We start from the raw sequence: 23,615 nt of genomic DNA, 5'->3' as shown, positions 1-23,615 counted from the left end.
GATCGTCGCGGTGTGCCCTCAGAGGATGCTGAGGCGTTTTTTCAGGCCAACAGCCACCATTTCCCGCAGATCGAAGCAGGCGGGAGCGGCGCGGACATTGACCTGAGCGCGATTGAATCGGCGGCAGCGCGAACTGTGACCAAGGGATATCTGGATACCTACGCCGCAGATGTCAGAGCCATGCCCCTGGACGACGTGCAGAAGGCTCTTACCGAGGCCGAGTCTGATCCGCTGGCTCTGGCCGCACGGTTTTCAGTAGATATCCCGACAGTCCTGCGGCGGCTGGCGACATTGCCCGAAGGATATCTGGGGCGGCCCACCGGGTTGGTGGTCTGTGACGCGTCGGGCAGTATCTTGTTCAGCAAATCCGTGCCGGGTTTCGCCATGCCCCGCTTTGGCGAAGCCTGCCCGTTTTGGCCCATCTTTCAGGCGCTGAACAGACCATTGGTTCCGATCCGCAAACGTGTTGTGCAATTGGGGCGAACGGCGGCTGAGTTCGACTGCTATGCCTACGCGTGGCCGCAGGCGGTTTCAGGATATGACGACGCGCCGGCCTATCATTCAGTCATGCTTGTCCGTGCGGTGGAAGAGGGGGCTCCGAGCGCGCAATCCGCGACCCGGGTCGGTCCAAGCTGCCGGGTCTGCCCAAATGACGCTTGCGCATCGCGCCGCGAGCCGTCGATTTTAAGCGAAGGTTTTTGACAGTTTCCTGACAGAGGGCTTAAGCTGATGCCGACAGGTTCACAGACGGAATCTGTCACGGGGAGGGATGAAACATATGAGCCGTAAGGTTCTGTTAATTGAGGATGAGCCCAACATCGCTGAGGCCATTCGATTTTTGCTGACCCGCGAGGGATGGCACGTTGAAACGCACGCGGAAGGGTCGGATGCGATAGAAGTCATTCAGGGGGCGAACCCCGATCTGGTCATTCTGGACGTTATGCTGCCCGGCAAAAGCGGGATGGAGATTTTGCGCAACCTGCGCGAGCTTGAGGGCATGCAGCATTTGCCCGTTTTGATGCTGACCGCGCGCGGGCAATCGCGCGACCGGGAAATGGCCGAAAACGCTGGGGTCAGCCGCTTTATGACCAAGCCGTTTTCCAACGCCGAAGTGCTGACAGCGGTGCGAGACCTGCACGCACAGGCAACGCGGTCATGAACTCGGGCGAAGATCGTAAACCCCTAGGGGTCCGGCCTTCGCCATTTCTCGAGCGTCAGAGCTATCGCCGCCGCAGGTTGATGGATGCCGCGCGCTTACTGCCTATTCTGGGGGCCGCTCTTGTTGCCATTCCTCTGCTGTGGCCAAGCCAAGGCTCATCTGAAGATGGTGTGCCGCTGTCTTCAGCAATCCTGTATATCTTCACGTGCTGGGCTTTGCTGATCGTAATCAGTCTGATCTTTGGATTTGCAGCCAGACGAATGGTTGTAAGTGACGATGCCGAGGCAGAGTCGGATTGATGGCCACACTAAACGTTCTGATCCTGGTTTGCCTCGGCTATGTCGTTCTGTTGTTCGGGGTGGCTTTTGCCGCTGACCGGATGGCGGCCGCTGGCCGAGGGGCGTGGTTGCGGTCTCCGCTGATCTATACCTTGTCGCTGTCGATCTATTGCACGGCCTGGACGTTTTACGGCGCGGTCGGAAATGCTGCGCGGTCCGGGTTGGAATTTGTCACCATCTACCTTGGGCCGACGTTGGTGATGCTCAGCTGGTGGTGGGGGTTGCGCAAGCTCGTGCGGGTCGGACGCACCCAGCGGGTAACCTCCATCGCGGACCTGATTTCGTCGCGATACGGTAAATCCAACACGCTGGCCATTTGCGTGACCATTCTGGCCGTATTGGGTGGAACGCCTTACATTGCGTTGCAGTTGCAATCCATTACCCTGTCTTTTTCCATCTTTGCTGAGGCTGATCCCTCGGGCCTTTACCGAGAAGGTTCCAGCGTGTTCTGGGTGGCTGCGGGCCTGGCGGTATTTGCGATCCTATTTGGTACTCGAAATCTGGACGCGAATGAGCGTCACCACGGCGTGGTCACCGCCATTGCGTTGGAATCAGTCGTCAAACTGTTCGCCTTGCTTGCGGTCGGCGTCTTCGTCGTTTGGGGCGTTGCGGGTGGGATTGGCCCGATGATGGATCGCATCGACGCCTCGGAGATCGGGCAATGGAATGTGGATGCCGGGCGCTGGACGACCTTCATCTTCCTCTCGGCCGCCGCTTTCATCTGCTTGCCACGGATGTTTCAGGTGATGGTGGTAGAGAACGCGGATGAGGGGCACCTGAGAACCGCTGCCTGGGCGTTCCCGTTGTATCTGCTGTTGATGAGCCTGTTTGTTGTGCCCATCGCCGTCGTGGGTCTGGATTTGATGCCCGAAGGCTCGAACCCCGACCTGTTCGTGCTGACGGTGCCCTTGTCGCAGGGGAACGACTGGCTGGCGATGCTGTCGTTTATCGGCGGGTTTTCCTCGGCCACGTCTATGGTCATCGTGACGGCAATGGCGCTGTCGACCATGGTGTCGAATCATCTGGTCATGCCGATCTGGCTGAGCACGCAAGGGGGCGCGGGTTCGGTCTCGGGTGACGTGCGCAACGTGGTGCTGATGGCGCGGCGCGTGTCCATCGCGGTCATCATGGCGCTGGGTTACTATTACTACCGCTTGTCGGGCGGTGGGGCTGCACTGGCGTCGATCGGGCTGGTGGCCTTTGCAGGCATTTCCCAGATCCTGCCAGCGCTGGTCGGTGGATTGTTCTGGCGCGGTGCCACTCGCACCGGAGCGCTGGTTGGGCTGACGGTTGGGTTCGTGCTGTGGATCTACACCTTGTTACTGCCGGGGATGGGAGGGGCAATAATGCCCGACTCGGTGCTGCAGAACGGCCCCTTCGGGTGGGGCTGGCTGCGTCCACAGGCCCTGTTCGGGATCGAAGGAATGGACCCCATGGTCCACTCGGTCATGTGGTCGTTGGCGTTGAACACGGCTGCGTTCTGCGCCGCGTCATTGTTGAGCTTTCCCAGCCCGTTGGAGCGTCTGCAGGGCGCACAGTTCGTCAATGTTTTTGACCACTCAGTCTCACCGGCTGGCTGGACCGGGTCGGTGGCGCAAAGCGAAGATCTGATGATCATGACACAGCGCATTTTGGGCTCTGGCCCGGCGCAGGAGTTCTTTCAGCACGAGGCCGAAGCACAGGGTGGACGGACAAGCCTGCCGGAACCCACGCCGGGGTTTCTGGAAAGACTGGAACGTGAACTCAGCGGCTCGGTCGGCGCGGCCACGGCCCATGCGATGATCGGGCAGATTGTCGGTGGTTCGTCCGTTTCGGTTGAGGACTTGCTTGCGGTAGCTGACGAGTCGGCTGAGTTGTTGGAGTATTCCAGCCAGCTTGAGGCCAAATCCGCCGAGCTCAGCCGAACCGCGCGCCAACTGCGAGAGGCGAATACCAAGCTGACGCAGATCTCGGAACAAAAAGACGGGTTCCTCAGTCAGGTCAGCCATGAATTGCGGACGCCGATGACCTCTATTCGGGCCTTTTCCGAGATCATGCGCGATACGGATGGTCTGAGTGCCGAAGAGCAAACGCGCTATGCCGCGATCATCCATGATGAGGCCCTGCGACTGACGCGCCTGCTGGATGATTTGCTGGACCTGAGCGTTCTGGAAAGCGGTCGTGTGAGCCTGAATTTGGGTGGGGATACCCTTGGTTCGATCCTGGATCGGGCGGTCTCAAGCGCATTGGCGGGGTCGCACCTAAAACTTAAGATTCGCCGCGCGCGACCGTCCGAGCGTATTCCGCTGAACACTGATCTTGATCGGTTGGGGCAGGTCTTTATCAATCTGATTTCGAACGCGCAGAAGTACTGCGATGCGGATGAACCCGTTCTGTCAATCTCGGCCCATGATGTCGGGGGGCAGGTCGTCATTGATTTCACCGATAACGGCAGTGGCATCCCACCCGAAGCGCAGTCGATGGTGTTCGAAAAGTTTGCCCGCGTCGGTGGGGACAAGGCGGGTGGCGCTGGTCTGGGGCTGGCGATCTGCCGCGAGATCATGCAGCGTCTGGGCGGCGAGATCAGTTATCTTCCCGGCCAGGGCGGTGCGGCCTTTCGCGTCCGCCTTCCGCTGGCGCACCGGCAAGCTGCACAATGATGCACCCATAAAGACATTGGTAACCCGCCTCGGGTTAGACCGGATATCAGGTTCAGAAACTCAAATCGGTATCGGGCATGACGCAGTCTGTCAGCACAGCTTTGGCGCGCAAACTTTCGGCAGGACAAGAGGAACAAGGTGAAAAGCCGCGTTCTGTTCTTCGTGCCCTGCGACTGGCCTTTGCGCGAACAGCAGGGGATCGGTTCCAGCTGCCGTTGTCGGTGATCGGGGCAAAGCAGTCTCTCAAAGCTCAGGATACGCTGGCCGAGGTGGTTGACGCGGGCTGGATGCTGCTGCGCCTAGGCAACTCGGACGGGATGTCCGCTGCGATCTGCTTGGATATGGGGGCCGTATCAGCGGTCGTGCAGGTGCAGACAATTGGTGAGGTTATGCCCAACCCGCCAACAGCACGGGAGTACACAGATACGGATGCAGCAATGGTGGCGCCGCTGATCGAAGACGCTTTGACCAGGGCCGTCGCGTTGGTCGATACAGCCGCTGATCAATCCAGTCTTGCCGGTTATGAATTCCGGGCGCGGCTGGCGGATCTGCGTTCTTTGTCGCTGGCTATGGTCGAAGATGCTTATCGCGTGTTTGACCTGACGGTAGAACTTGGCGGTGGGCTGCGACAGGGGCAGATCACAGTCCTGTTGCCCGATACACCGGCAGAGCAGGGGGCCGATGTTGAAATTCAAGTTGCTGCCGGCCCGAAGCTTGAGCAAGCGTCGGGGGTTGTCCGGGCCGAATTGAATACGGTGATCGGCAGGATGTCAGTGCCATTGGCAACCCTGTCCGGGCTGTCAGTTGGGGACGTTCTACCGTTGACCGGATCACGGTTAGATCGCGCGGAAATCCTGACAATTGGTCGAACGCGGGCTGCAATCGGACGTTTGGGGCAATGCGGAGGGATGCGCGCAGTACGGTTGAACGAATGTGCTTCGGCTGCGGCGCTGGAGCAAGCTGAAATGCCCGAGTTTCTGGAAGCGCGAAGCTACGCGCCGGGGCCGGAGGCTCGGAAAGATCCGATGCCAATCGATCCCACACATGAGGTCGTGCCGATAGATGAAGTGGCATTGAACGAATTGGATACCGATTTGCGCTTTGGCAGCCCGGATCAGATGGCGGCCGAAATTTCGCAACTGGCAGGTCTGACGGGATTGGACGACATTGCTGACCCAACCTAACCTGATTGTCAAAGGTCCTTAGCCGTCAGAACCGCGCATATGCTCCAGCGCGGGGCGCAGGTTGTCCAGCATATAACCCGCCTTGGTCGTGGCCTCGAGGATCTCATCCGCGCTCATGTGGTCGCACTGGCCCAAAGCCCAAACCACCGAACAGCGGGTGCCCGACGCGCAATAGGCTAAAACGGGGCCAGAGCAGCTTTCGGCCAATTCTCGTTGCAGGGCAACATTGCCAGGCGTCATGGTCTGATGGGTCAGTTCCAGAACCTCATATTCCATCCCGGCTGCCCGGACAGCCTGTCCGATTGCATCCGACTGCATGGTTGGTGGAACTTCCGTATTGGGACGGTTGCAGATGACCTTAACGAAACCTGCTGCGGCGATGGCTGGGACGTCCTCGACCGTGATTTGGGGCGAGACGGCATAGCGGGGGGTTATTGGTCGAATCTCCATGGCAATTGCTTAGGCCGCGTTTGCGGATCTGTCCAGTTGCGCACCAAGCCCGGGCGCCGCAAACATTCCCGTGATCATCGCAGCCAGAAACACAATTCCGCCAAGGCCGCCATAGGTGATGGACGCGATGGCAGGTCCGGGACAAAGCCCGGACAAGCCCCAGCCCATGCCAAACATCACGGAACCGATAATTAGGCGGCGGTCCAGCTCGGGTGGGCTCATTTTTGGAAACTGACCACCAGTCAGCGGTCTACGGTGGGCCGTCATTCTCCACGCGATGAGCATCGGCAGGATCGCGCCGCCCATCACAAATGCCAGGGTGGGATCCCAGTTTCCGAACACATCCAGCCACCCCTGAACCTTGGTGGTATCGGTCATGCCCGAGATCAAAAGGCCGGCACCAAACAGAGATCCAGCCAGCATTGATAGGAGAACCCGCATCAAATCAGCCCCCATACATGGCGCATCAGTGCAATTGTTGCCCCACCCGCGCCGATATAGATCAACGTCGCGATGATGCCCCTGGCAGAAAATCGAGAAATACCGCATACCCCGTGCCCCGAGGTGCATCCATTGGCAATGCGCGTTCCTGCGCCAACCAAAACGCCGGCGATGACGATCACTGCGAAATTGTCGGTCAGATGGGTCATGGGCGCAGAAGAGAGTAGGGACCTCAAAACAAGCGGCGTCGCGACGACGCCTGCGAAGAAGCTTAAGCGTTCCAAGGTGCGGTCACTGCCATCGACAAGTCCGCCCAGGATCCCGCTGGCGCCCATGATGCGCCCGTTGCCCAGAAGGTAGACTGCAGCGCCCAGCCCGATCAGCAGGCCACCGGCAAGCCCCCAAATCCATTCAATGTACATTCGTTTTCCTCAGTTCGCCTGATGGGTCTGCGTCACAACTTGTTGATCGGCACCTTCAGGAATATGTCACCTTGCTCGTCCGCAGGCGGCATCTGCCCGGCCCGCATGTTAACCTGCAAAGACGGCAGGATCAGGCGCGGCATGGGCAGGGTTGCGTCGCGGGCATCACGCATTTCGACAAATTCCTCGATTGATTTGCCTTGTCCGATATGGACGTTCAGGGCTTTTTGCTCTCCGACAGTTGTCTCCCAGGCAAATTCATCACGCCCCGGCGCTTTGTAGTCATGCCCGACAAAGATGCGCGTCTCATCCGGCAGGGCCAGTATCTTCTGGATAGACTCGAACAGCATTTCTGAAGACCCACCGGGAAAATCGCACCGCGCGGTGCCGAAATCCGGCATGAACAGCGTGTCACCGACAAAAGCCGCGTCGCCGATCACATATGTCATGCAGGCGGGCGTATGGCCGGGCGTGTGGAAAACATCGCCACGCATCTGCCCAACATGGAAGCTGTCGCCATCGCGGAACAAAGCATCAAACTGGCTGCCGTCGCGCTGAAACTCGGTCCCTTCATTGAAGATTTTCCCGAAGGTTTCCTGGATCGTTACGATCTGTTCACCGATGCCGATCTTTCCGCCCAGTTCCTGTTGCAGATAAGGTGCCGCTGAAAGGTGGTCGGCATGCACATGGCTTTCCAGAATCCACTCGACCCTTAGCTCATTGTCGCGAACATAAGCGACGATCTGATCCGCCGAGTCGGTCTTCGTTCGGCCCGAGGCGTGATCGAAGTCCAGAACGCTGTCGACGATTGCGCAGGCCGTCCCTTCGGGTTCCTGCACAAGGTATGAGACCGTATTGGTTTCAGGGTCGAAAAACGCTTTCACAATTGGTGTCATCTGGCTCTCCGTCAGCGCGCAGTTTATCATATATGTTTTTCAGAATATGATGCAACCGGCATTCTTTGATTTGATGCGTGTCAAGGCAAGTTAATCTAAATCCGATTAGAATTTAATCATTCTGCCTTAGGTTGCCGATACCGGGTGGGCGACAGGCAGTTTTCCGCGCGTTTGTTCGCCAGGATAACCAGGTCTTAAAACCGTTACCTATATCGGCGACAGTGATAGAAATTGGGAGGAAGAATATGTCTGCAAAAAGTTTGTATTCCGAAGCCGAACACCTGGAGCAAAAGCTGCAGAATGCCTGTTTTGAAACCCGGCTTGCGCTTCAGCCCAGTGTAACCAAAGTGATTGATCGGATGCGTCAGGAAGGCATGCACGTGCCATCGCGCCTGCGTCACCTTGATGCGGCTTTATGCGAAGATGCCATAGAGGCGCAGTTCGACAATATGCCAGTCTGAGGCGAAGTATTAGCCGAACGAGATCCCCAAGATCACCAGCATCAGGCCAATCACCGAAAGAAAAAGCGAAGCCAGATTCCACGGCAGGACGCTTTGAACAGCGGCGCGCAATTCTTCGTCCGACAGGCCGGATTTGCGCGCTTTCATCACACGCAGGATACACCAGACCAGACCCAGCAGACCGGCAAGCGACAGGGCGGCACCGCCCCAGGTGATGATTTCGAACATGGTTCCCCACATTTTTCCGCAAATCCTGGTTGCGCTTAGCGGATCGAACGACCGCGCACAAGCCCATCGAGGATTGGATGCTTGCAGCTCACGCGGCGGCAATGTATCCGGCTAACTGCCGTTGCTAATGCATCAGATCGCAGCCTTTTGGAGAGATAAATATGGAAGACGTGACCGAAGATCAGGCCGCCGCCAACTACCGTGTGACAGCGGGCGAGCTGCGTCAGTTCGTGGAACGGATCGAACGCCTGGATGCCGAGAAAAAGGATCTGGCGGAGCAGCAGAAAGAGGTCATGGCCGAAGCCAAAGCCCGCGGTTACGACACAAAAGTGATGCGCAAGGTCATCGCATTGCGCAAACGCGACAAGGACGATATCGCCGAAGAAGAGGCGGTACTTGAAATGTATAAGGAAGCGTTGGGCATGTGAGCCGCGCCTGGGGTCAGGGTTTCAGGACCTTTACCCCGGCCATCGTTTCCAACCTGGCCAGATCCTGCTCGTACAGTTCGGAAAATGCGTCGATGACCTCATCGCTCCAGCCGGGTAAGTCCAGCTCTTCTTCCATTTTGTCCGGCTGAGCATGGTTCGCCAGAATGTCTGCAAGAACGTCTCGGGTCTCAGCCTGTGAAAGCCTCGAAACCTGGTCCAGAATCGCCTGGGCTTGTGACTGACCTTCTTCGGTCAGCAACGAGATCAGCAGGTCATACTCATCTTTGATCGCAGCGTCCGCAGCAAGCCCGCCGACGCTGCGCACAACGTCCCCCCAGATTAGCGGAATGTCCTCATTGCACCATAGGGTAATCTGCACCCCGGGGGCAAAGTCGCGAACATCTTCGACCATCTCAACCCAGCTGAGGTGACTAAGATCATTGTTGCGGATCATGTCCTCACGCGCCTGTTCCGGTAAAGACATCAGATGTTTCGGGACAAAACTACCGGGATTCCTGAGCGCCAGAAACAATTCCAACTGACAATCGCGAAAGGACTCTTCCAGAACAGATAAGCGTTTGCCCGCAGAAGGATAGAATTGCCCATCGGCAAGGACCACGTCTTTCTCGCCGATGAATTCTTCACTGGTGAAAATGGCGCGTTTTACTTCTGGGTGAATTGGAAGATTGCCCCGAATACTTTCAATCTCGTCCGGTAATGGGGGGCGCGTATTCAAGGCCTGAAATGCGGGTTTGAACACTTGCCGGTAACGACGAGGACCAAAGAAAGTCGCACCATTTCGGGCCAGTACATCCCCATTGGCTTGCAACGACCTGAGCAGCCGCCCTTCATCGGTAAAAGCCGCGCCTGCGTGGATGGCAACCTGCATGTTTGGTTCTTGTCCTTACATTCCTGAACCTGCCTGTCGAGTTACAGGCTGTGCCAGGGACAGTCAAATCCACACCCCCCACTTAAAGGTGATTGGCCGTATCACAAGGAAAATCAAAAATCCCTAAGTTTGGATGAAAATTGAGGCTTGCAGTCCGTTAAAAGAGAAAGTAATCGACACCCAGCGCCCCTATAGCTCAGCTGGTAGAGCAACTGATTTGTAATCAGTAGGTCCGCGGTTCGAGTCCGTGTGGGGGCACCATGAAATCTTTTAATTCCAAAATGTTCTAGCTTGCCGGAACTACCGTATGAACAGATCGAGTCTGTTCCAGTCGGATGGGGACACTATTTCGGCACTTGCCCCTGTTTCTTTTTCGCGGCCGAAACGGCGACATCAAAATTTTACTTCGACTAGCACGCAACAAGATTAGCCACGTTAGTTAGCACCGATCAGTCGATCGTCGGTAATAAAGTCCCCGGGTTCACCAAACCACCCTAGGCATCGACGGATGTAGGGCATCAAATTATTTGTGTCGCGCTTTGAGTTCTTTCAGGACCACTTCGCATGTAAAGACGACCGGTTCAGCCTTTGATGGTCAACTTAAGCCGATTGTAATGCCAAAGACGTAAAGGCTGGAGGGTTCGGTGATCTTTTGCATGAACTCGACCCAGTCCTCACTGTACATCTGTTCGAAGTGAGTGGGGTAGGCCCAAACCAGATTGTGGAACGTGAAAGTTGTTAGCAAAACCCCAACTGTGCTGGCGCTTGCAAACTCTTTTTGCTTGTCCCTAAGAAACATCGAAATGACCATCCCCGCCAGACTGGCCATCGCGATACCGATAAAATCCTGTGTGTTCACTTTGCCGACTTCAGGCACACCCACCATTTGAAATTGAATGAAACGGGTCAGGAAAACCACCATGGAGCCAAGCATAAATGCGCCCACAAACGCCGCTGGATAAGCTAGGCGTTTCCAGACGTTATCGGTTTTGGGTTTGGGATTCTTGCTTGCCGTTTCTTTCGTGCGTTTATTAATTTGGGCGATACGATCCTCAAAGGACTTTTGCTCTGTGCTCACGGCTTAACTCAATTGTTTTTCTGCTTTGCAGCATAGCTTAACCCTCAGCGGACGTTAAGCAAGCGTCATGCAACCCAAGAGAAAGTGATTGATGTATCGTGGCGATGGAAGGGTAGGGGAAATGCGGGGGGATACCCCGACGTTTTGATGCCGGAGTTTCCCAGGTGAAACGCATTGAATTCGTGATCTTTTGGTCTTACTGAGTTCCTGAGGTCCAACAGAGGCCCGGCACGCTGCGCGGGCGTGATGGAATGGTAGACATATCAGACTTAAAATCTGAAGGGCGTACGCCCGTGTGGGTTCGAGTCCCACCGCCCGCACCAGTGCATTCTTAAGCCGGAAACCCAAGATCGTTGATCAGTTTCCACAAATCCCGATTCGCCACTGAAAGCTGTTCGACCACCTTTTCGATTTCTTTCATTGCGCCCTCATCAACCGTATCCTGGCGGCCCAATTTGATATCAGTCTTCCGGTCCGCAATGCGCATCAGGATGGTCTTTGGATTGCCGCTGTCGGGATCGAAGGAATAGATGCAATGGTTGTATCTGTTCCGAATGCCTGAAAGCTTGCTAAGACGTTGCGTGTGTTTAAGGATTGGGTCACGTATGTCTGGCGGGCGGCCTTCCATCTTGGCCAGCCTCTCGACCAGATCAATTCTAGCGCGCGTCGTGTTCAGCGTCAGAAAGATGATTACCGAGATATCCTTGTTGGTGCGGGTCAACCCGGCGATCAGGTGGATCAACAGGCTTTCCGTGTTGGTCCACATGTAGTTCAACTTACCGACCAGCAGGATCAGGCGGTCAAACCGGGCTTCGAAATCGTCAGTCAACGGGCAGCTCTCGCGCTTCGTCCGGCGCAACCTCGAAATAAAACTGCGCGGCTGCAGTCCGGTTGCTGACACCGATCTTGCCCGCCACATTGTGCATATGAAGTTTGACCGTGTGTTCGGTGATGCCCAGGTTTGATGCGATGATCTTGTTGCTTTGACCTTTGGACACCAGTTTCAGCACCTGCTTTTCCCGGCGTGTCAGCTTGGAGTATGTCGGGTGAAGGTCGCTGGGCTTTGATGTCGCTACCGGCGCGCCGTACGACTGCGTCGGCGCATGCGCCACGCAATCCGCAAGAAAACACGGCAGGTAAAGCTCTTCATGCAGCAGGAGGCGCAAAATAGATCGCCATACATCAGGTGCGACATTCATCGGCAGGTATCCGATGTCGCCGAACTTGCTGCGATCCCACTTTTCGAATGCCAGTCGGGCAGCTTCTTCTTTGCGATAGGCAAAGGCCAAGCTGCCTGATCCCGCAATTTCTGTATAAGCTTGCGGTCGGTTCAACAGGTCGTCCAGCATCATCTGGTCGACGACGACCACCTTTCCCGCCCCAACGTCTGATCCGCTTGGCGCAGGCAGCGCGTCAATTGTTTCGATCCGGCGGGTGATCACGCCAAATTCGGATTGAACACCATGGATCGTTTGGTCTGAATAGAAGAGTTCTTTGCCGACGAAATTGATCGAGAAGTCTTCGGGATTAGAATTGTTTGGAATAGCACTATCCTGAAACGGAATGCCCATTATTCCCCCCTTAATTAACCCACACCGCGAAAAAATGCGGCGAAATTGTAACCAGTACTCGTAGTGCAGAATTTGAAGTAATTTACTGTATAGAGCTGCGACTATAGCGGAAAGTACAAGTTTCATCAACGCTGCTGGCAGGTTTGCAAAAAACAGTTCTACTACTTTCGGCTAGGTCACCTATACCGCTTCCCGCTTAAGTAGAAGAAATCGTTGGCTTTCCTAAACTGCTGGTTTCAATCTTGCCGCATGTGCCAGCAAAGCGGGCTTTTTCACCTACCGAAGTTTTAGAGCAATGAAAACAAGGCACTGAGCGTTCTAGTGCTTTAGGGTAGCTATGCAGCTCGCCCTCGGCCTGCAACCATGAGTCTGCTTCTATTTTGAAGTCTTAATTCCTGATGTGTCGGCGAATCGCGCATTTCCGCGAGCCATTTCCGCAGACACGAAGTCGGCTAAGCCGAGAAAGGAGGGTGGGAGATACTTCACTGAACGAGACCGCACACATGCGCGTTTTGCGCCTGAGTGTTTTTCCTAGTTTCAACCGCGCCAGTAGCCGTTTTGTAGATGAATGATGGCCCGTGCGCTTTATAAGTGGAAAATAATATGTCACGTGGACGTAATCAAAATCATAATAACGTTGTAGACGTCGAAGAAATCAACACCGGCGATGTCTATGTTCCGGTTTATGCAGATGTCGATATTGAAGAAGCCGACATCGAACTGGAAAACACCGAACAGAAGACCAAAGTCGACAACGAACAGGGTCAAGGTCAGGATCAAGAGCAAGCTCAGAAGACAAAGGTCGAAAATGAGCAAGGTCAGGATCAAGATCAAGGCCAAGGCCAGAACCAAGGCCAGGGCCAGCACCAGGGTCAAGGTCAGACCAACGGTGACAATGACAACTCGAACTGGGTTAACATCGATTTCGGCGAAGAAGGTATGCCGAGCGATGATGATGTCGTTGACATCGACGCTAACGGTTCAGAATTTGGTGATGTGATCACCGCTGGTGGCGACATTGACTATGATCCCGGCGATGATCTGAACTTGGACATCGACATGAGCGGTACGACCACTGCAATGTCGGCGATCAACAGCCAATATGCCAGCCTTAGCGATGACGATACGCTTGAAAACGCCGAAGTGAATAACGACGGTACCTTCAAGCAGATGGGCGATGCCAAAGGCGGCGACGCAACTTCTGGTGACGGTATCAGCGCAGGTGCTGATGGCGGGGACTCTGGAAAGGGTGGCGAAACCACTGCCGGTGACGCTTATGGCGATACCAAAGGCGGACACACCGCAGCATTTGGTGGCCACACTGGCGATGCCAATGGTGACGGTGACGGCGGCGACGGCGGAAACTCCGGTGACGCTCTGAACTTCGGTCTGGGTGTCGGACATTCCGCAGCTGAATCGAACGGTGACAGCGATGGTGGCGACGGCGGCGACGCTGATAGCGAGTCTGATGCTGAAAACGAAAGCGAAACCGAGGTTGACATCGAAAGCGATGGCGGTGACGGCGGCGACGCTGGTTCGATCGGACTTGGCGTTGGACTTGGCCTCTCAGGAGCCAGCAACGACGGTTCTTCTGAAGGTGGAGACAACGACTCTGAAGCCGACACCGAAGTCGATTCCGAAGCTGACAACGAATCGGAAGCTGATGACGCAAACGGTGGAAGCGGTTTGGCTGGAAACCTTGGCGGTGCTGTAAACGAAAGCGAATCCGAAGCCGAAAACGGTGACTCTACATCAGGTGGAAACATCGGTCTTGGCCTTGCTGGTGCAGCTTCGGGTGCAGACGCGGACGCTGACGGCGGTGACGCTGACGGCGGCGACGGTGACGGCGGCGACGGCGACGGCGAAGGCGGTGACGGCGGTGATGCCGACAGCGGTAACGGCGACGGCGGCAACGGTGGTGACGGTGACGGCGGCAACGGCCCAGGTGGTGACGGTGACGCTGGTGACGTAACTGCCGGTGACGGTGACGGCGGTGACGGCGGCGACGGCGACGGCGGCGACGGTGAAGGCGGCGACGGTGACGGCGGCGACGGCACTGGCGGAACCTCAGGTCAGGTCGACGGTGCACTTGCAGGTCTGAACCAGCAGAACGGTCTGATTGGTCAGAACAATGGCGCAGCCGGTGCAAGCAACGGCGGTGGTGACACCAACCATGGTAACCCTGGCACTGGTGGATCCGGTGACGGCGGCAATGGCCCTGGTGGTGACGGTGACGGTGCTGATGGCGACGGTGGCGACGGTGCTACTGGCGTTGGCGGTGAAGCCAAAGGTGGCAACGGCCCAGGCGGTACTGGCACCGGTGGTGCTGGTGACGGCGGCGACGGTGCTGCAGGCGTTGGCGGTGAAGCTGACGGCGGCAACGGCGACGGTGGCGACGGCACAGGCGCAGCTGGTGTCGGTGGTGCCGGAGGCGGCGCTGGTGCAAACGGCGGTGAAGCTGATTCGCAAGCCGATGCTCAGGGCGTAGGTGATCAGGACGCGAAAGGTCCGGTCGTCACGCAATCGCCTGGTGATGCCAACGGTGAAGCCGACAACAACCAGAACGCTCAAGTCGGTGCTGGTGACGGTGGAACCAACGATGTCGATGGTTGGGCACAGTCCAACGGTACTGGTACTGCGACTGCTGACGGTGTTGGTGGCGGCGGTGGTGCTGTCCAACAGGACGCGATGTCCTCGGGCACTGGTGCCGGATCTGCAGATGCGGAGAACACTGCCGGTGACGGTGGAATGTCCGACGTCTTCTCGCAGGCTGACACCGATGGTTCGGCAGACAGCATGGCCGAAGCCATTGCCGGGTATGGCGGCGACGCGATGTCCGACAACGACGCAACCTCGACCGGAATGGGCAGCGCCACTGGTGCAGCACAATCAGGTGTCGGTGGCGGCGGTGGTGCCGGTGCCGGATACGGCGGAACCTCTGGCGGTGCTGCAGGCACGGCTAACGGTGGTGCCACCTACGGTGCTGACGTCGACGGTGGCGATGCGTCGGGTGCATACTCGGGTGCTGGCGGAACCGGCGGTAACGCTGGATCGTGGGGCACGGGTAACGCGGGCGATGGTATCGTCAACGGTGAGTCCTATGCTTCGGCAGCTGCCGTAGTCGACACATCGGCGTTCAACCAGTCGATCGTCATGGGTGCCAACGTTCTTGGCAACTCGGTCGATACGACCATGGTTGGTGGTTCGATGACCGCGACCCACAACAGCGACGACAACGACGTATAAGTCGCAGTCAGGGCCCGAATTATCGGGCCCCGACCCATCTGACGAAACCGCCGAGGCCGCGACAAGTGGCCTCGGCACAACAAACCCAAAGCGGAAATTTTAGGCCGGGGCGGGGAAAAGGAAACCGATATGTCACTCGACAGTATTACAGAAACGATTGCACATTTTGTTGGAACCTTTGAGATTACCATTGAACAAGCCCGCCTGCGGGATCAGTATGAAGAATTCACTGCGCTTCGGCGCAAAAACGAGTTGGAAGAACTTGAAGATCCGTTGTCCATCCGGGTCAAAGCTGATCTGAAACTCGATCCGGGCGACTATGATGCGCTCCCTTACATGCTTTTGCCGCCTCCTTCCGATCTACCTTTGCCGCCGATGCCAGAAGGGCCGGTGGAGATGGCCGAAATGTTTTCCGGCCCGGCTTTTGGACCTGCCCCATACATTCCTGATGCTCAGTTTGGTGAAGCACAGACAGCCATATTGATTTTGGACCCACAGGTCCCGCCGCTCATCATCGGCTCTGCCGTTACCTATAACTTCCAGACAATTGTCATGAGCGACAACGACGTGATCGGACATGGCGAATTCCGTGATGCCGAAATCCAGATCGCACAAGGCCAGCAGATGCTGGATGTCGCTCTGTCGATGCACGCTATTGCTACGCCATCTCTGAACATTGAAGACTACAAGTCTATGGAATACCTAGAAAGTTTGGCCGAGCAGATGCAGTCGCCGATGATTTCGCAAATCGAAGGCGTGACCATTCATCAGTTCCACGGCGAGGACGCGCTGGGTGTTATCGTGAATGGCGAAGTGGTCGAGGAAATTCCGGATTGGAACGATCTTCTGCCAGCACATCATCAGACTGAAGACGAGGAAGAGGATGATACGCCAGACATGGCGCCGGCCGAATGGGATCGCTCAGATGATGATGAGTTCGGCGAGGGCCATACGGTCATCGCGGGCGGAAACCTAGCGGTCAACCAGGTCGCCATCACAGTGGCCTGGGTTGACGCGCCGGTCATCGCGGTGGGCGGAAAATCCGTTAACTTGACGGTGGTCAGCCAGGTGGCAGTCGTATCCGACATCGACCAGGGTGAACCCGGCGTGCAAAGTGACACGAATGTGGTTCAGGCGTCATACATCGGGACCGAAGCAAACGAACAGTGGTGGCAAGACGACAATGCTGCAGAACCAGGTGCGGACCCGATTGTCTCGGTCACGTGGATACAAGGCGACTTGTGGGTCACGAACTTTATCAAGCAGGTGATCGACGCCACCGATATCGACAAGATCAGCACGGAAATCTCAGCTTCGACCAGCTTGTTCACGTTGGGCGACAACGTTTTGAGCAATGTCACAAACATCGTTCAGTTGGGTAACTTCTATGACTTGATCATGATCGGCGGGAACATGATTTCGGTCGATATGCTGCACCAGACCATCGCGCTGTTGGACGATGACGTCTATGGCGGCGGCAAGCCAGCAGAAGGTGATGACAATCTGGTCATGAACCAAGCCTCACTAACGACGACCGGCGAGGACACTGTGGAAGAGCTGGACATGGCCCATGCCGAGGCTATGCCGCTGCAGCAAATTGATCGCGAGGCGTTTGAAGACGCCCTGACATCCAATCCCGATTATGCCGGTATGGAATTGATCCGCGTGCTGAAGATCGAAGGTGATCTGGTGCAGATCAATTCGGTCGAACAGGTCACATTGTTGCAAGATCAGGACGATCTTTCGATTGATGCTGCCGAAGCTGTTGATGCGGTGGTCAACGGGGCCGGAAATGCCCTGTTGAATGCGGCCAACGTGACCAAAGTCGGTGTCGACTCAACCGTTATGGCGGCGGGCGGCGAGTATTCGGAACTGCTGTTGCACCAAGCTTCGTTGCTTGACATACCCGAAGCACCGGACGCTTCTGAGTTGGCCAATGAAGCAATTGCCATACTTATGGAAGAGACTGCTGGGATTGGCGAAAACGCTATCGCACAGGCACAATCGAACCTTACGCCTTCTGAAATTGCTAGCACCGATGATGCGATGCAAACCATGTTGGCGTGAATTTTCTACCCGTTTAAGTCAAACCGTGTTAGCGTAAAGACTGTATTTTTTGCGAGTGCTCCGAAAGTTATAAAATGTCGATTGTTTTTTCGTCGCGTCGTTCTCCTGATGCCAGCCCGCTTGATATTGAGGGCGTTGGTACCCCCACGCAGCCAAATGGCAGCGATGGACCCCAACCAAAAACAGCTGAGGCGCAAAGTTTGCGCCTGAACAAAGAAATGCGTGTGCCAGATCCAAAGGACAGTCCAAAGATGACTGCGAAAAAGGATGATGCGGTCGCCGCGAAAGCTGTAAAGCCCAAAAAGCAGGCGACCAAACCCAGATCGGAACCACCAATTCGTGCCGCGGCTTCACCCCGGCGCGAACAGTCGCAGCCCGCTCAAGATCAGAATGCCCAGGGCCGCGACGCTGGGGTGGCCGAAGAAGCCCAAAGCCCCGATCCTGACACCGCCACAGAAACGACAGCGCGGGTGACCCCCCAAACGCGCTCGAAGGGCGGTGAACACATAGGTGCCACTATCGAGGCTAAGGCGAACGAGCCGATGCAACTCCGAAAAACGGGCGGAGGTGACGGCAATGGGCCACCCCAGACATTCCATAAACGCACACCGCCAGAGGATTTCCAAAATACGCTGCGCATTTCTCTAAAGGCGATTTGGCGCAATCTGGCATTTGTTCTGGTTCTGACCTGCGCAACCAACATCCTGATCCTTGCGATCCCGATTTACCTGTTTCAAATTAGCGACCGGGTGCTGACCAGCCGGTCCCTGGATACGCTGATCATGCTGACCACCATTGTCGCGGGGGCTGTGATCTTTCAGGCGGCCTTTGACGCGGTGCGTCGCTTTATTTTGATGCGTACAGCGGTCGAAGTTGCCGCGCGGTTGGGCGCGCCCGTTCTGAGTGCGGCGGCACATGCATCGCTGCACGGCAATGGCCGCGAATACCAGACGTTGGGCGATCTTCAGCAAGTGCGCGGGTTCCTGGTGTCAGGGACGTTGATCTCATTCCTAGACGTACCTTTCGCACCGCTATTCATCCTGATGATTTTCTTGGTGCATCCGCAGCTTGGATCAATCGTTATCGTAACCGCGCTGTTGCTGATGATTATCGCGGTGATTAACCAGAAAATGACCGCCAAGCCATTTGCCGAGGCGAACAGATCCCAGTCGATGGCGAACTTGCACCTCGACTCGATGGCGCGTAACAGCCAGATCATCAACGCTCTGGCGATGATCCCCGAGGCGGTACGCATCTGGGGCCGCGATACGGCTCAATCCCTGACGTGGCAGGTGCGGGCGCAGGACCGGAACGTGATCTTCGCGGCCATCTCTCGTGCGGTGCGCCTGCTGACGCAGATCGCTATTCTGGGCTGGGGCGCCTATCTGGCGCTGCAGGGCGAAATGACAGGTGGCATGGTCATCGCGGCTTCGATCATCGCAGGGCGTGCTTTTGCACCAATCGAAGGCTCGATCGAAGGCTGGAATGCATTCCTGCTGACGCGCGCCTCCTTTGGGCGCATCAAAAACCTTCTGTCCAATTCGGCCCTGCAGTTTGAAAAATTGCGCCTACCGCGCCCTGAGGGACGCATGGATGTAGAGCGCTTGCTCTATGTCCCGGGTGGCACCAAACGTGTTGTCCTGAACGGCATCAGCTTTTCGCTCAATCCCGGTGAAACACTTGCTGTTATCGGCAATTCCGGCGCCGGTAAGACCACGTTGGGTAAAACGCTGGTTGGGTCGATCCTGCCGACATCCGGCAGTGTGCGCCTGGATCTGATGGATATCCGCAACTGGGACCCCCGTCAGTTTGGCGAGAGCATCGGGTATCTGCCGCAGGACGTTCAGCTGTTCCCCGGTACGATCAAGGACAATATTGGTCGGATGCGTGCCGATGCGACGGATGAACAAATTCACGACGCCGCTGTTCTCGCGGATGTGCACAATATGATCGCCACTTTGCCTCAAGGATATGAAACCGTGGTTGCGGCGGATGGCTCTCCGCTGTCGGGCGGGCAAAAACAGCGTATCGCACTGGCGCGTGCTTTCTTTGGCAATCCGCGCATGGTGGTTCTGGATGAGCCGAACTCGAACCTGGACGTTGCCGGTGACCAGGCATTGTCGCGGGCGATTGCACAGGCCAAGGAAAACAAGATCACCGTTGTGGTGATAACTCAAAAGCCGATGCTATTGAGCGTTGTCGACAAGATCATGCTGCTGACGGATGGTCGCGTGGCGCTGTTTGGGCACCGTGAACAGGTGCTGCAACAGTTGAACTCCTCACGTGGGAACAGACCCGGCATTCAGTCACAGCAGGGGGGACCGGCATGAACGAACTTGTACCCGTAAACAATGATCCCAAGGACCCAACCGTTTGGTATGCTGAGGTTCCGCGCACGATCCACCGCTTTGTTGTCATCGGTATCGTCTTGCTGGTCGTCTGCTTTGGCGGGTTTGGCGTTTGGTCTTTCCGTGCACCACTGGCTGCAGCGGTGATCGCGCAAGGCAGCTTTGTTGCGACAGGGCAGAATAAGATCGTACAGCACCTTGAGGGCGGGATTATCGACGACATCAAGGTCATCGAAGGTCAGTCCGTAATAAAGGGGCAGGTTCTTATGACTCTGGACCAAACCTCGGCTGAGTCAAATGAACGCGAACTGTTCATCCGCAAAACCCGCTTGCAAGCCATGTCCGAACGCTTGTCGGCTGAAAACAACGAGCGCGATCGGCTTGAGTTTTCTTCTGAGTTGATCGAAGCGTCAAACGATGTCGAAGTGATGGCTATCCTCGACGGGCAAAAGATCAGCTTTGATGTCTCTCGCAAGACATTGCTGAACGATATCGCTTTGCTGCAACGCAACATGGAAGCGTTGAAAATTCGCTCAAGCGGGTTTGAGGCTCAGTTGGATAGTATGATCCGGCGCTCGGAAATCCTGCAGGAAGAGTTTGATACCAAACAAACACTGTTCGAAAAAGGGCTGGTGCGTAAGGGCGACCTCAACACAATCCGCCGCGTGCAGGCCGAGGCCGAAGGCCAACAGGCGCGGTTGACGGCTGAAACGGCCGAAATCAACCAGATGATTCTGAAATACGAAGAACAGATTTCCCGCACACGTTCCGCCTATCGCGAGGCCGCGCTGGACGAATTGGGCGTGATTGCCGCTGATCTGGAAAGCGTCCGGGAAAAGTCCCGACAGGCCCGCAGTATTCTGGACCGTGCTGTTGTACGCGCTCCGGTCACGGGTACGGTGGTACGATTGCACTATCACACCGCTGGTGGCGTAATCGAAACGGGTGAACCCATCGCGGAAATCCTGCCATCGGATGCGCCCTTGATTATCGAGGCGCAGATCCCCCGAACAGAAATCGACAGCGTCGTGACTGGGCAGCAGGCGACAGTCCGACTGGTCGGCCTTAACCAGCGCACCACGCCTGTGCTAAGCGGCGAAGTTTACTATGTCTCGGCGGATGCGTTGATGGAAGATTCTGCAGGTGTGCCGCAAGAGGTCTATCTGGCCCGTATCTCGCTGGAACCGGACGAGATTGACCGCGTGCGTGGGTTCGTGCCCACACCCGGTATGCCCGCCGAGATCATGATCCAGACCGAGGAACGCACCTTTGCAGCCTATATCGCAAAGCCCGTGACCGACAGCATGTCTCGCGCCTTCCGCGAACATTGATCGCCTTATCGGCCTGCTCTTTCCCGTACTAGCGTGTTAGCCTCTGGTGAGATTCAACAGAGGGGACGCGTTATGCCATTGACCGTAGGCCAGATGATGGAGGCAGCTAACGCTGCCGTCGAACGGATTGACACAAACAAAGCAAAGGAACTGATGGGGCAGGGTGCCTTGTTGCTGGACGTGCGCGACGCGGTCGAGCTGCAGCAAACCGGCCGTGCGCAAGGCGCGCATCATATCCCGCGCGGTATGCTTGAATTCCGCGCTGACGACGCGCTGAAATCTCATGACCCCGAGCTGGGCAAGGACCGCGCAATCGTGCTGTATTGCGCGGCAGGTGGTCGTGCGGCGCTGGCAGGCAAGCTGTTGAAAGATATGGGGTATGAAAACGTCTATAACGTCGGCGGGTTGCCGGACTGGGTCAATGGCGGCGGCGAGGTGACCTGATTTTTTGGTCTCGCACCGTCGAAACCTGACGCAGATCAAGGCGTATAGCATACCAGTTGTCTAAAGCGATAATCGGGCTTCTGACAAAAGGACAACTGACGATGCTACGCCTTGCCTCTATACTGTATACTTTGATCGCAACCGCTCTGGCCGGGTCGGGCGTTATTGCCGTCCTGTCCGCGGGATTGGTGTCTACGGTTGCAATCGTTTCAGCAGCCGCGGCTGGCTGTGTGGCTGCCTTGCCAGTGTCTTGGTTGGTGGCGAAGAAACTGTACCAGAACGCAGCCTAATCAGGCGTTCAGGTAGGTCCTGACCGCGGCTTCAAACTTACGAGGTTTCTCGGCGTGCAGCCAATGGCCTGCGCCGGGGATTTTCGCAAATCGTGCGGCGGGAAAATGCGCGCGGATGGCACTGCGATGTTCGGGCAGGACATAATCGGAATCGCCACCGGACAAAAACAGAGCCGGGCCGTCCCAGGATGCATCAGTTTCCGGAAAGCCCATGATTTTGGGCATCTCGGCCGCCAGCGTGTCGAGGTTCAGAAGCCAACGCTTCCCCTTGACGTCCAGCGATTGCGTGAAAAAGCTCTGCAGTGCTTTTTCGACGCCTTGCGCCGCCAACTGTCCCTCGGCGTCCGAGCGTCTTTCGATCGTTGAAAAATCCACGGCGCGCATGGCTTCGATGAATTGGATTTGGCTGTGCGTATAAGTAACGGGCGCGATGTCAGCCACAACCAGCTTGCGCACCAAATCTCCGTGGCTCAGCGCCAGCATCATCGCAGCCTTACCGCCCATCGAATGCCCGACAACATCCGCTTTGCCGCCAAGTTGCAGGATCACCTCGGCCAGATCTTCGGCCAGATCGGGATAACCATGCTGGTCGGTCCATTCGCTGTAGGCATGGTTGCGCATATCGACTGCAACGACCTGCCTTTCGTCACACAGTCGGCGCGCAATAACCCCCCAGTTTCGGGCTGATCCATACAGCCCATGTGCAATCAACAGAGGAGGGTTCGAGGTCGATTCACCGTGAATGATCGTGTTCAGCATTCTGGTTTGATACCTGCGTGCGTTTGAAACGACCAGCCCCCATTGTCGCCCCTGCGGGCTGACGTTAGATTGCGCAGGCAGGAGGCCACGTCATGTCGCAAACCACAGATATCCAAAGCCAGATCGCGCAGACGGTGCAATTGCTGCGTGAAAAGCTGGGTGTAAAGGACCAGACGCTGACGGCTTCGGTCCGAAAGGCCAAGCGCCGATTGCCGCGCCGCATATACAAGCAGGCCATGATGCTGGCCGGGGCCGAGCAGATGGCCTCGCACCCCAAGTTACGGTTAGTTTTGGATGCTCCGAAACTGGCCAAGGCATCGGAAGAGGTTCAGACCCATCTGAGCGGTATAAACCTGGCCGATCGCCGCTGGGGTTGGTTCTTGAATTTTCTGGGGGCGGTTGCTTTGGGGTTTCTGGCGCTGGCGGCTTTGGCAGTTATTGTCCTGCGCTGGCGCGGCTACATCTGACTGCATTCCCAACAAAAAACGGCGCCCATTGGACGCCGTTCTGATCTGTGATCCCTGTGTGGTTTACAGGTTTGGATAGATCGGGAATTTGGCGCAAAGCTCTGCGACCTCGGCTTTGACTTTGGCTTCAACCGCGCCATTGCCGTCTTCGCCATTGGCGGCCAGACCGTCGACCACCTCGATGATCCAGTCCGCGATCTGGCGGAACTCGATCTCGCCAAAGCCGCGAGTGGTGCCGGCGGGGCTGCCCAGACGGATGCCGCTGGTGATGGTCGGCTTTTCCGGGTCAAACGGCACGCCGTTCTTGTTGCAGGTGATATGTGCCCGGCCCAGAGCCTTATCGACAATGTTGCCGGTCACGCCCTTGGGTCGCAGGTCGACCAACACAACATGGGTGTCGGTACCGTGGGTCACAGTGTCCAGACCGCCCTTGATCAGCTGATCCGACAGCGCCTGCGCATTCACGACAACCTGCTTGA

The 23,615-nt window shown here is 56.7% G+C and carries 24 protein-coding genes, 2 tRNA genes and 1 pseudogene; 16 read left to right on the top strand and 11 right to left on the bottom strand.

What is annotated here, in order from left to right; genetic code table 11:
• From DS906_RS00135 to DS906_RS00115, 5 genes are all read left to right on the top strand, one after another.
• Window positions 1–702 (top strand): short-chain fatty acyl-CoA regulator family protein (locus DS906_RS00135; protein WP_158541244.1); only part of this gene is annotated, 702 nt, incomplete at its 5' end.
• A 76-nt stretch (window positions 703–778) separates the two neighbouring features.
• Window positions 779–1,159 carry a response regulator transcription factor gene (locus DS906_RS00130; RefSeq protein WP_113788253.1) on the top strand — a complete coding sequence of 127 codons (381 nt, stop codon included), beginning with the start codon at window positions 779–781 and terminating at the stop codon, window positions 1,157–1,159.
• Window positions 1,156–1,458 carry a hypothetical protein gene (locus DS906_RS00125; RefSeq protein WP_113788252.1) on the top strand — a complete coding sequence of 101 codons (303 nt, stop codon included), beginning with the start codon at window positions 1,156–1,158 and terminating at the stop codon, window positions 1,456–1,458. The genes DS906_RS00130 and DS906_RS00125 overlap by 4 nt, the downstream gene beginning before the upstream one ends.
• Window positions 1,458–4,136 carry a sensor histidine kinase gene (locus DS906_RS00120; RefSeq protein WP_113788251.1) on the top strand — a complete coding sequence of 893 codons (2,679 nt, stop codon included), beginning with the start codon at window positions 1,458–1,460 and terminating at the stop codon, window positions 4,134–4,136. The genes DS906_RS00125 and DS906_RS00120 overlap by 1 nt, the downstream gene beginning before the upstream one ends.
• A gap of 77 nt (window positions 4,137–4,213) precedes the next feature.
• Window positions 4,214–5,320, top strand: coding sequence for a FliM/FliN family flagellar motor C-terminal domain-containing protein (locus DS906_RS00115; protein ID WP_113788250.1), 1,107 nt, complete (start codon window positions 4,214–4,216; stop codon window positions 5,318–5,320).
• An 18-nt stretch (window positions 5,321–5,338) separates the two neighbouring features.
• Here the strand turns inward: DS906_RS00115 and DS906_RS00110 are convergent, their stop codons facing one another.
• From DS906_RS00110 to DS906_RS00095, 4 genes are read right to left on the bottom strand one after another with little or no spacing between them, the layout of a single operon-like run.
• Window positions 5,339–5,770: a TIGR01244 family sulfur transferase gene (locus DS906_RS00110; protein ID WP_108861797.1), complete on the bottom strand. Its 432-nt coding sequence runs from the start codon at window positions 5,768–5,770 to the stop codon at window positions 5,339–5,341.
• 9 nt (window positions 5,771–5,779) lie between these two features.
• A complete protein-coding gene (locus DS906_RS00105; protein ID WP_113788256.1) occupies window positions 5,780–6,211 on the bottom strand; it encodes a DUF6691 family protein in 432 nt (143 codons plus the stop codon).
• The gene (locus DS906_RS00100) at window positions 6,211–6,633 is read right to left on the bottom strand and encodes a YeeE/YedE family protein (RefSeq protein ID WP_113788249.1); all 423 of its coding nucleotides are present in this window, start codon (window positions 6,631–6,633) and stop codon (window positions 6,211–6,213) included. Before DS906_RS00100 ends, DS906_RS00105 begins: the two co-directional genes overlap by 1 nt.
• A 32-nt stretch (window positions 6,634–6,665) precedes the next feature.
• Window positions 6,666–7,529 (bottom strand): MBL fold metallo-hydrolase, encoded by an 864-nt coding sequence (locus DS906_RS00095; RefSeq protein WP_113788255.1) that lies wholly within the window; start codon window positions 7,527–7,529, stop codon window positions 6,666–6,668.
• A 245-nt stretch (window positions 7,530–7,774) separates the two neighbouring features.
• Between DS906_RS00095 and DS906_RS00090 the strand changes: the two genes are divergently transcribed.
• Complete coding sequence (locus tag DS906_RS00090) at window positions 7,775–7,990, top strand: hypothetical protein (protein WP_058277021.1); 216 nt, start codon at window positions 7,775–7,777, stop codon at window positions 7,988–7,990.
• Window positions 7,991–7,999: 9 nt separating this feature from the next.
• Here DS906_RS00090 and DS906_RS00085 read toward each other — a convergent pair whose 3' ends face one another.
• Window positions 8,000–8,218 (bottom strand): hypothetical protein, encoded by a 219-nt coding sequence (locus DS906_RS00085; RefSeq protein WP_113788254.1) that lies wholly within the window; start codon window positions 8,216–8,218, stop codon window positions 8,000–8,002.
• Between the two features lie 161 nt (window positions 8,219–8,379).
• Here DS906_RS00085 and DS906_RS00080 point away from each other — a divergent pair, with 161 nt between their 5' ends.
• The gene (locus DS906_RS00080) at window positions 8,380–8,646 is read left to right on the top strand and encodes a DUF2312 domain-containing protein (RefSeq protein ID WP_058272185.1); all 267 of its coding nucleotides are present in this window, start codon (window positions 8,380–8,382) and stop codon (window positions 8,644–8,646) included.
• Window positions 8,647–8,659: 13 nt separating this feature from the next.
• Here the strand turns inward: DS906_RS00080 and DS906_RS00075 are convergent, their stop codons facing one another.
• Window positions 8,660–9,535 carry a hypothetical protein gene (locus DS906_RS00075; RefSeq protein ID WP_113788248.1) on the bottom strand — a complete coding sequence of 292 codons (876 nt, stop codon included), beginning with the start codon at window positions 9,533–9,535 and terminating at the stop codon, window positions 8,660–8,662.
• A gap of 185 nt (window positions 9,536–9,720) precedes the next feature.
• Between DS906_RS00075 and DS906_RS00070 the strand changes: the two genes are divergently transcribed.
• Window positions 9,721–9,796, top strand: a tRNA-Thr gene (locus DS906_RS00070).
• A 334-nt stretch (window positions 9,797–10,130) separates the two neighbouring features.
• Here the strand turns inward: DS906_RS00070 and DS906_RS00065 are convergent.
• Window positions 10,131–10,613 (bottom strand): hypothetical protein, encoded by a 483-nt coding sequence (locus DS906_RS00065; protein ID WP_113788247.1) that lies wholly within the window; start codon window positions 10,611–10,613, stop codon window positions 10,131–10,133.
• Between the two features lie 237 nt (window positions 10,614–10,850).
• Here DS906_RS00065 and DS906_RS00060 point away from each other — a divergent pair.
• Window positions 10,851–10,936 (top strand) — tRNA-Leu (locus DS906_RS00060).
• Window positions 10,937–10,944: 8 nt separating this feature from the next.
• Here the strand turns inward: DS906_RS00060 and DS906_RS00055 are convergent.
• Window positions 10,945–11,442: a hypothetical protein gene (locus DS906_RS00055; RefSeq protein WP_113788246.1), complete on the bottom strand. Its 498-nt coding sequence runs from the start codon at window positions 11,440–11,442 to the stop codon at window positions 10,945–10,947.
• Window positions 11,435–12,184, bottom strand: coding sequence for a response regulator transcription factor (locus DS906_RS22660; protein WP_158541243.1), 750 nt, complete (start codon window positions 12,182–12,184; stop codon window positions 11,435–11,437). The genes DS906_RS00055 and DS906_RS22660 overlap by 8 nt, the downstream gene beginning before the upstream one ends.
• Before the next feature lie 603 nt (window positions 12,185–12,787).
• On the opposite strand from DS906_RS22660, the gene DS906_RS22585 reads away from it, so the two are divergent.
• The 6 genes from DS906_RS22585 (at window position 12,788) to DS906_RS00020 (ending at window position 21,910) form a co-directional block, all read left to right on the top strand.
• Window positions 12,788–15,430, top strand: coding sequence for a hypothetical protein (locus DS906_RS22585; protein WP_158541242.1), 2,643 nt, complete (start codon window positions 12,788–12,790; stop codon window positions 15,428–15,430).
• A gap of 129 nt (window positions 15,431–15,559) precedes the next feature.
• The gene (locus tag DS906_RS00040) at window positions 15,560–17,497 is read left to right on the top strand and encodes a type I secretion protein (protein ID WP_113788244.1); all 1,938 of its coding nucleotides are present in this window, start codon (window positions 15,560–15,562) and stop codon (window positions 17,495–17,497) included.
• 251 nt (window positions 17,498–17,748) lie between these two features.
• On the top strand, window positions 17,749–19,827 hold the full coding sequence (locus DS906_RS00035; protein WP_369933812.1) for a type I secretion system permease/ATPase: 2,079 nt from the start codon (window positions 17,749–17,751) through the stop codon (window positions 19,825–19,827).
• Window positions 19,824–21,176: an HlyD family type I secretion periplasmic adaptor subunit gene (locus DS906_RS00030; protein WP_113788242.1), complete on the top strand. Its 1,353-nt coding sequence runs from the start codon at window positions 19,824–19,826 to the stop codon at window positions 21,174–21,176. Before DS906_RS00035 ends, DS906_RS00030 begins: the two co-directional genes overlap by 4 nt.
• Window positions 21,177–21,248: 72 nt before the next feature.
• Window positions 21,249–21,620: a rhodanese-like domain-containing protein gene (locus DS906_RS00025; RefSeq protein WP_113788241.1), complete on the top strand. Its 372-nt coding sequence runs from the start codon at window positions 21,249–21,251 to the stop codon at window positions 21,618–21,620.
• A gap of 101 nt (window positions 21,621–21,721) precedes the next feature.
• On the top strand, window positions 21,722–21,910 hold the full coding sequence (locus DS906_RS00020) for a hypothetical protein (protein WP_058272333.1): 189 nt from the start codon (window positions 21,722–21,724) through the stop codon (window positions 21,908–21,910).
• On the opposite strand, the gene DS906_RS00015 is transcribed toward DS906_RS00020, so the two are convergent.
• Window positions 21,911–22,669: an alpha/beta fold hydrolase gene (locus DS906_RS00015; RefSeq protein ID WP_113788240.1), complete on the bottom strand. Its 759-nt coding sequence runs from the start codon at window positions 22,667–22,669 to the stop codon at window positions 21,911–21,913.
• 92 nt (window positions 22,670–22,761) lie between these two features.
• Between DS906_RS00015 and DS906_RS00010 the strand changes: the two genes are divergently transcribed.
• The gene (locus DS906_RS00010; RefSeq protein ID WP_113788239.1) at window positions 22,762–23,136 is read left to right on the top strand and encodes a hypothetical protein; all 375 of its coding nucleotides are present in this window, start codon (window positions 22,762–22,764) and stop codon (window positions 23,134–23,136) included.
• Window positions 23,137–23,199: 63 nt separating this feature from the next.
• Here the strand turns inward: DS906_RS00010 and glyA are convergent.
• Window positions 23,200–23,615 (bottom strand): annotated as a pseudogene (gene glyA / locus DS906_RS00005) (serine hydroxymethyltransferase); the annotation flags it as partial.

The organism is Ruegeria sp. A3M17 (assembly GCF_003318255.1).
GTDB lineage: Bacteria > Pseudomonadota > Alphaproteobacteria > Rhodobacterales > Rhodobacteraceae > Ruegeria.
Note: the sequence above shows the minus strand (reverse complement) of the source record. Positions and strands in the feature narration are given on the sequence as shown.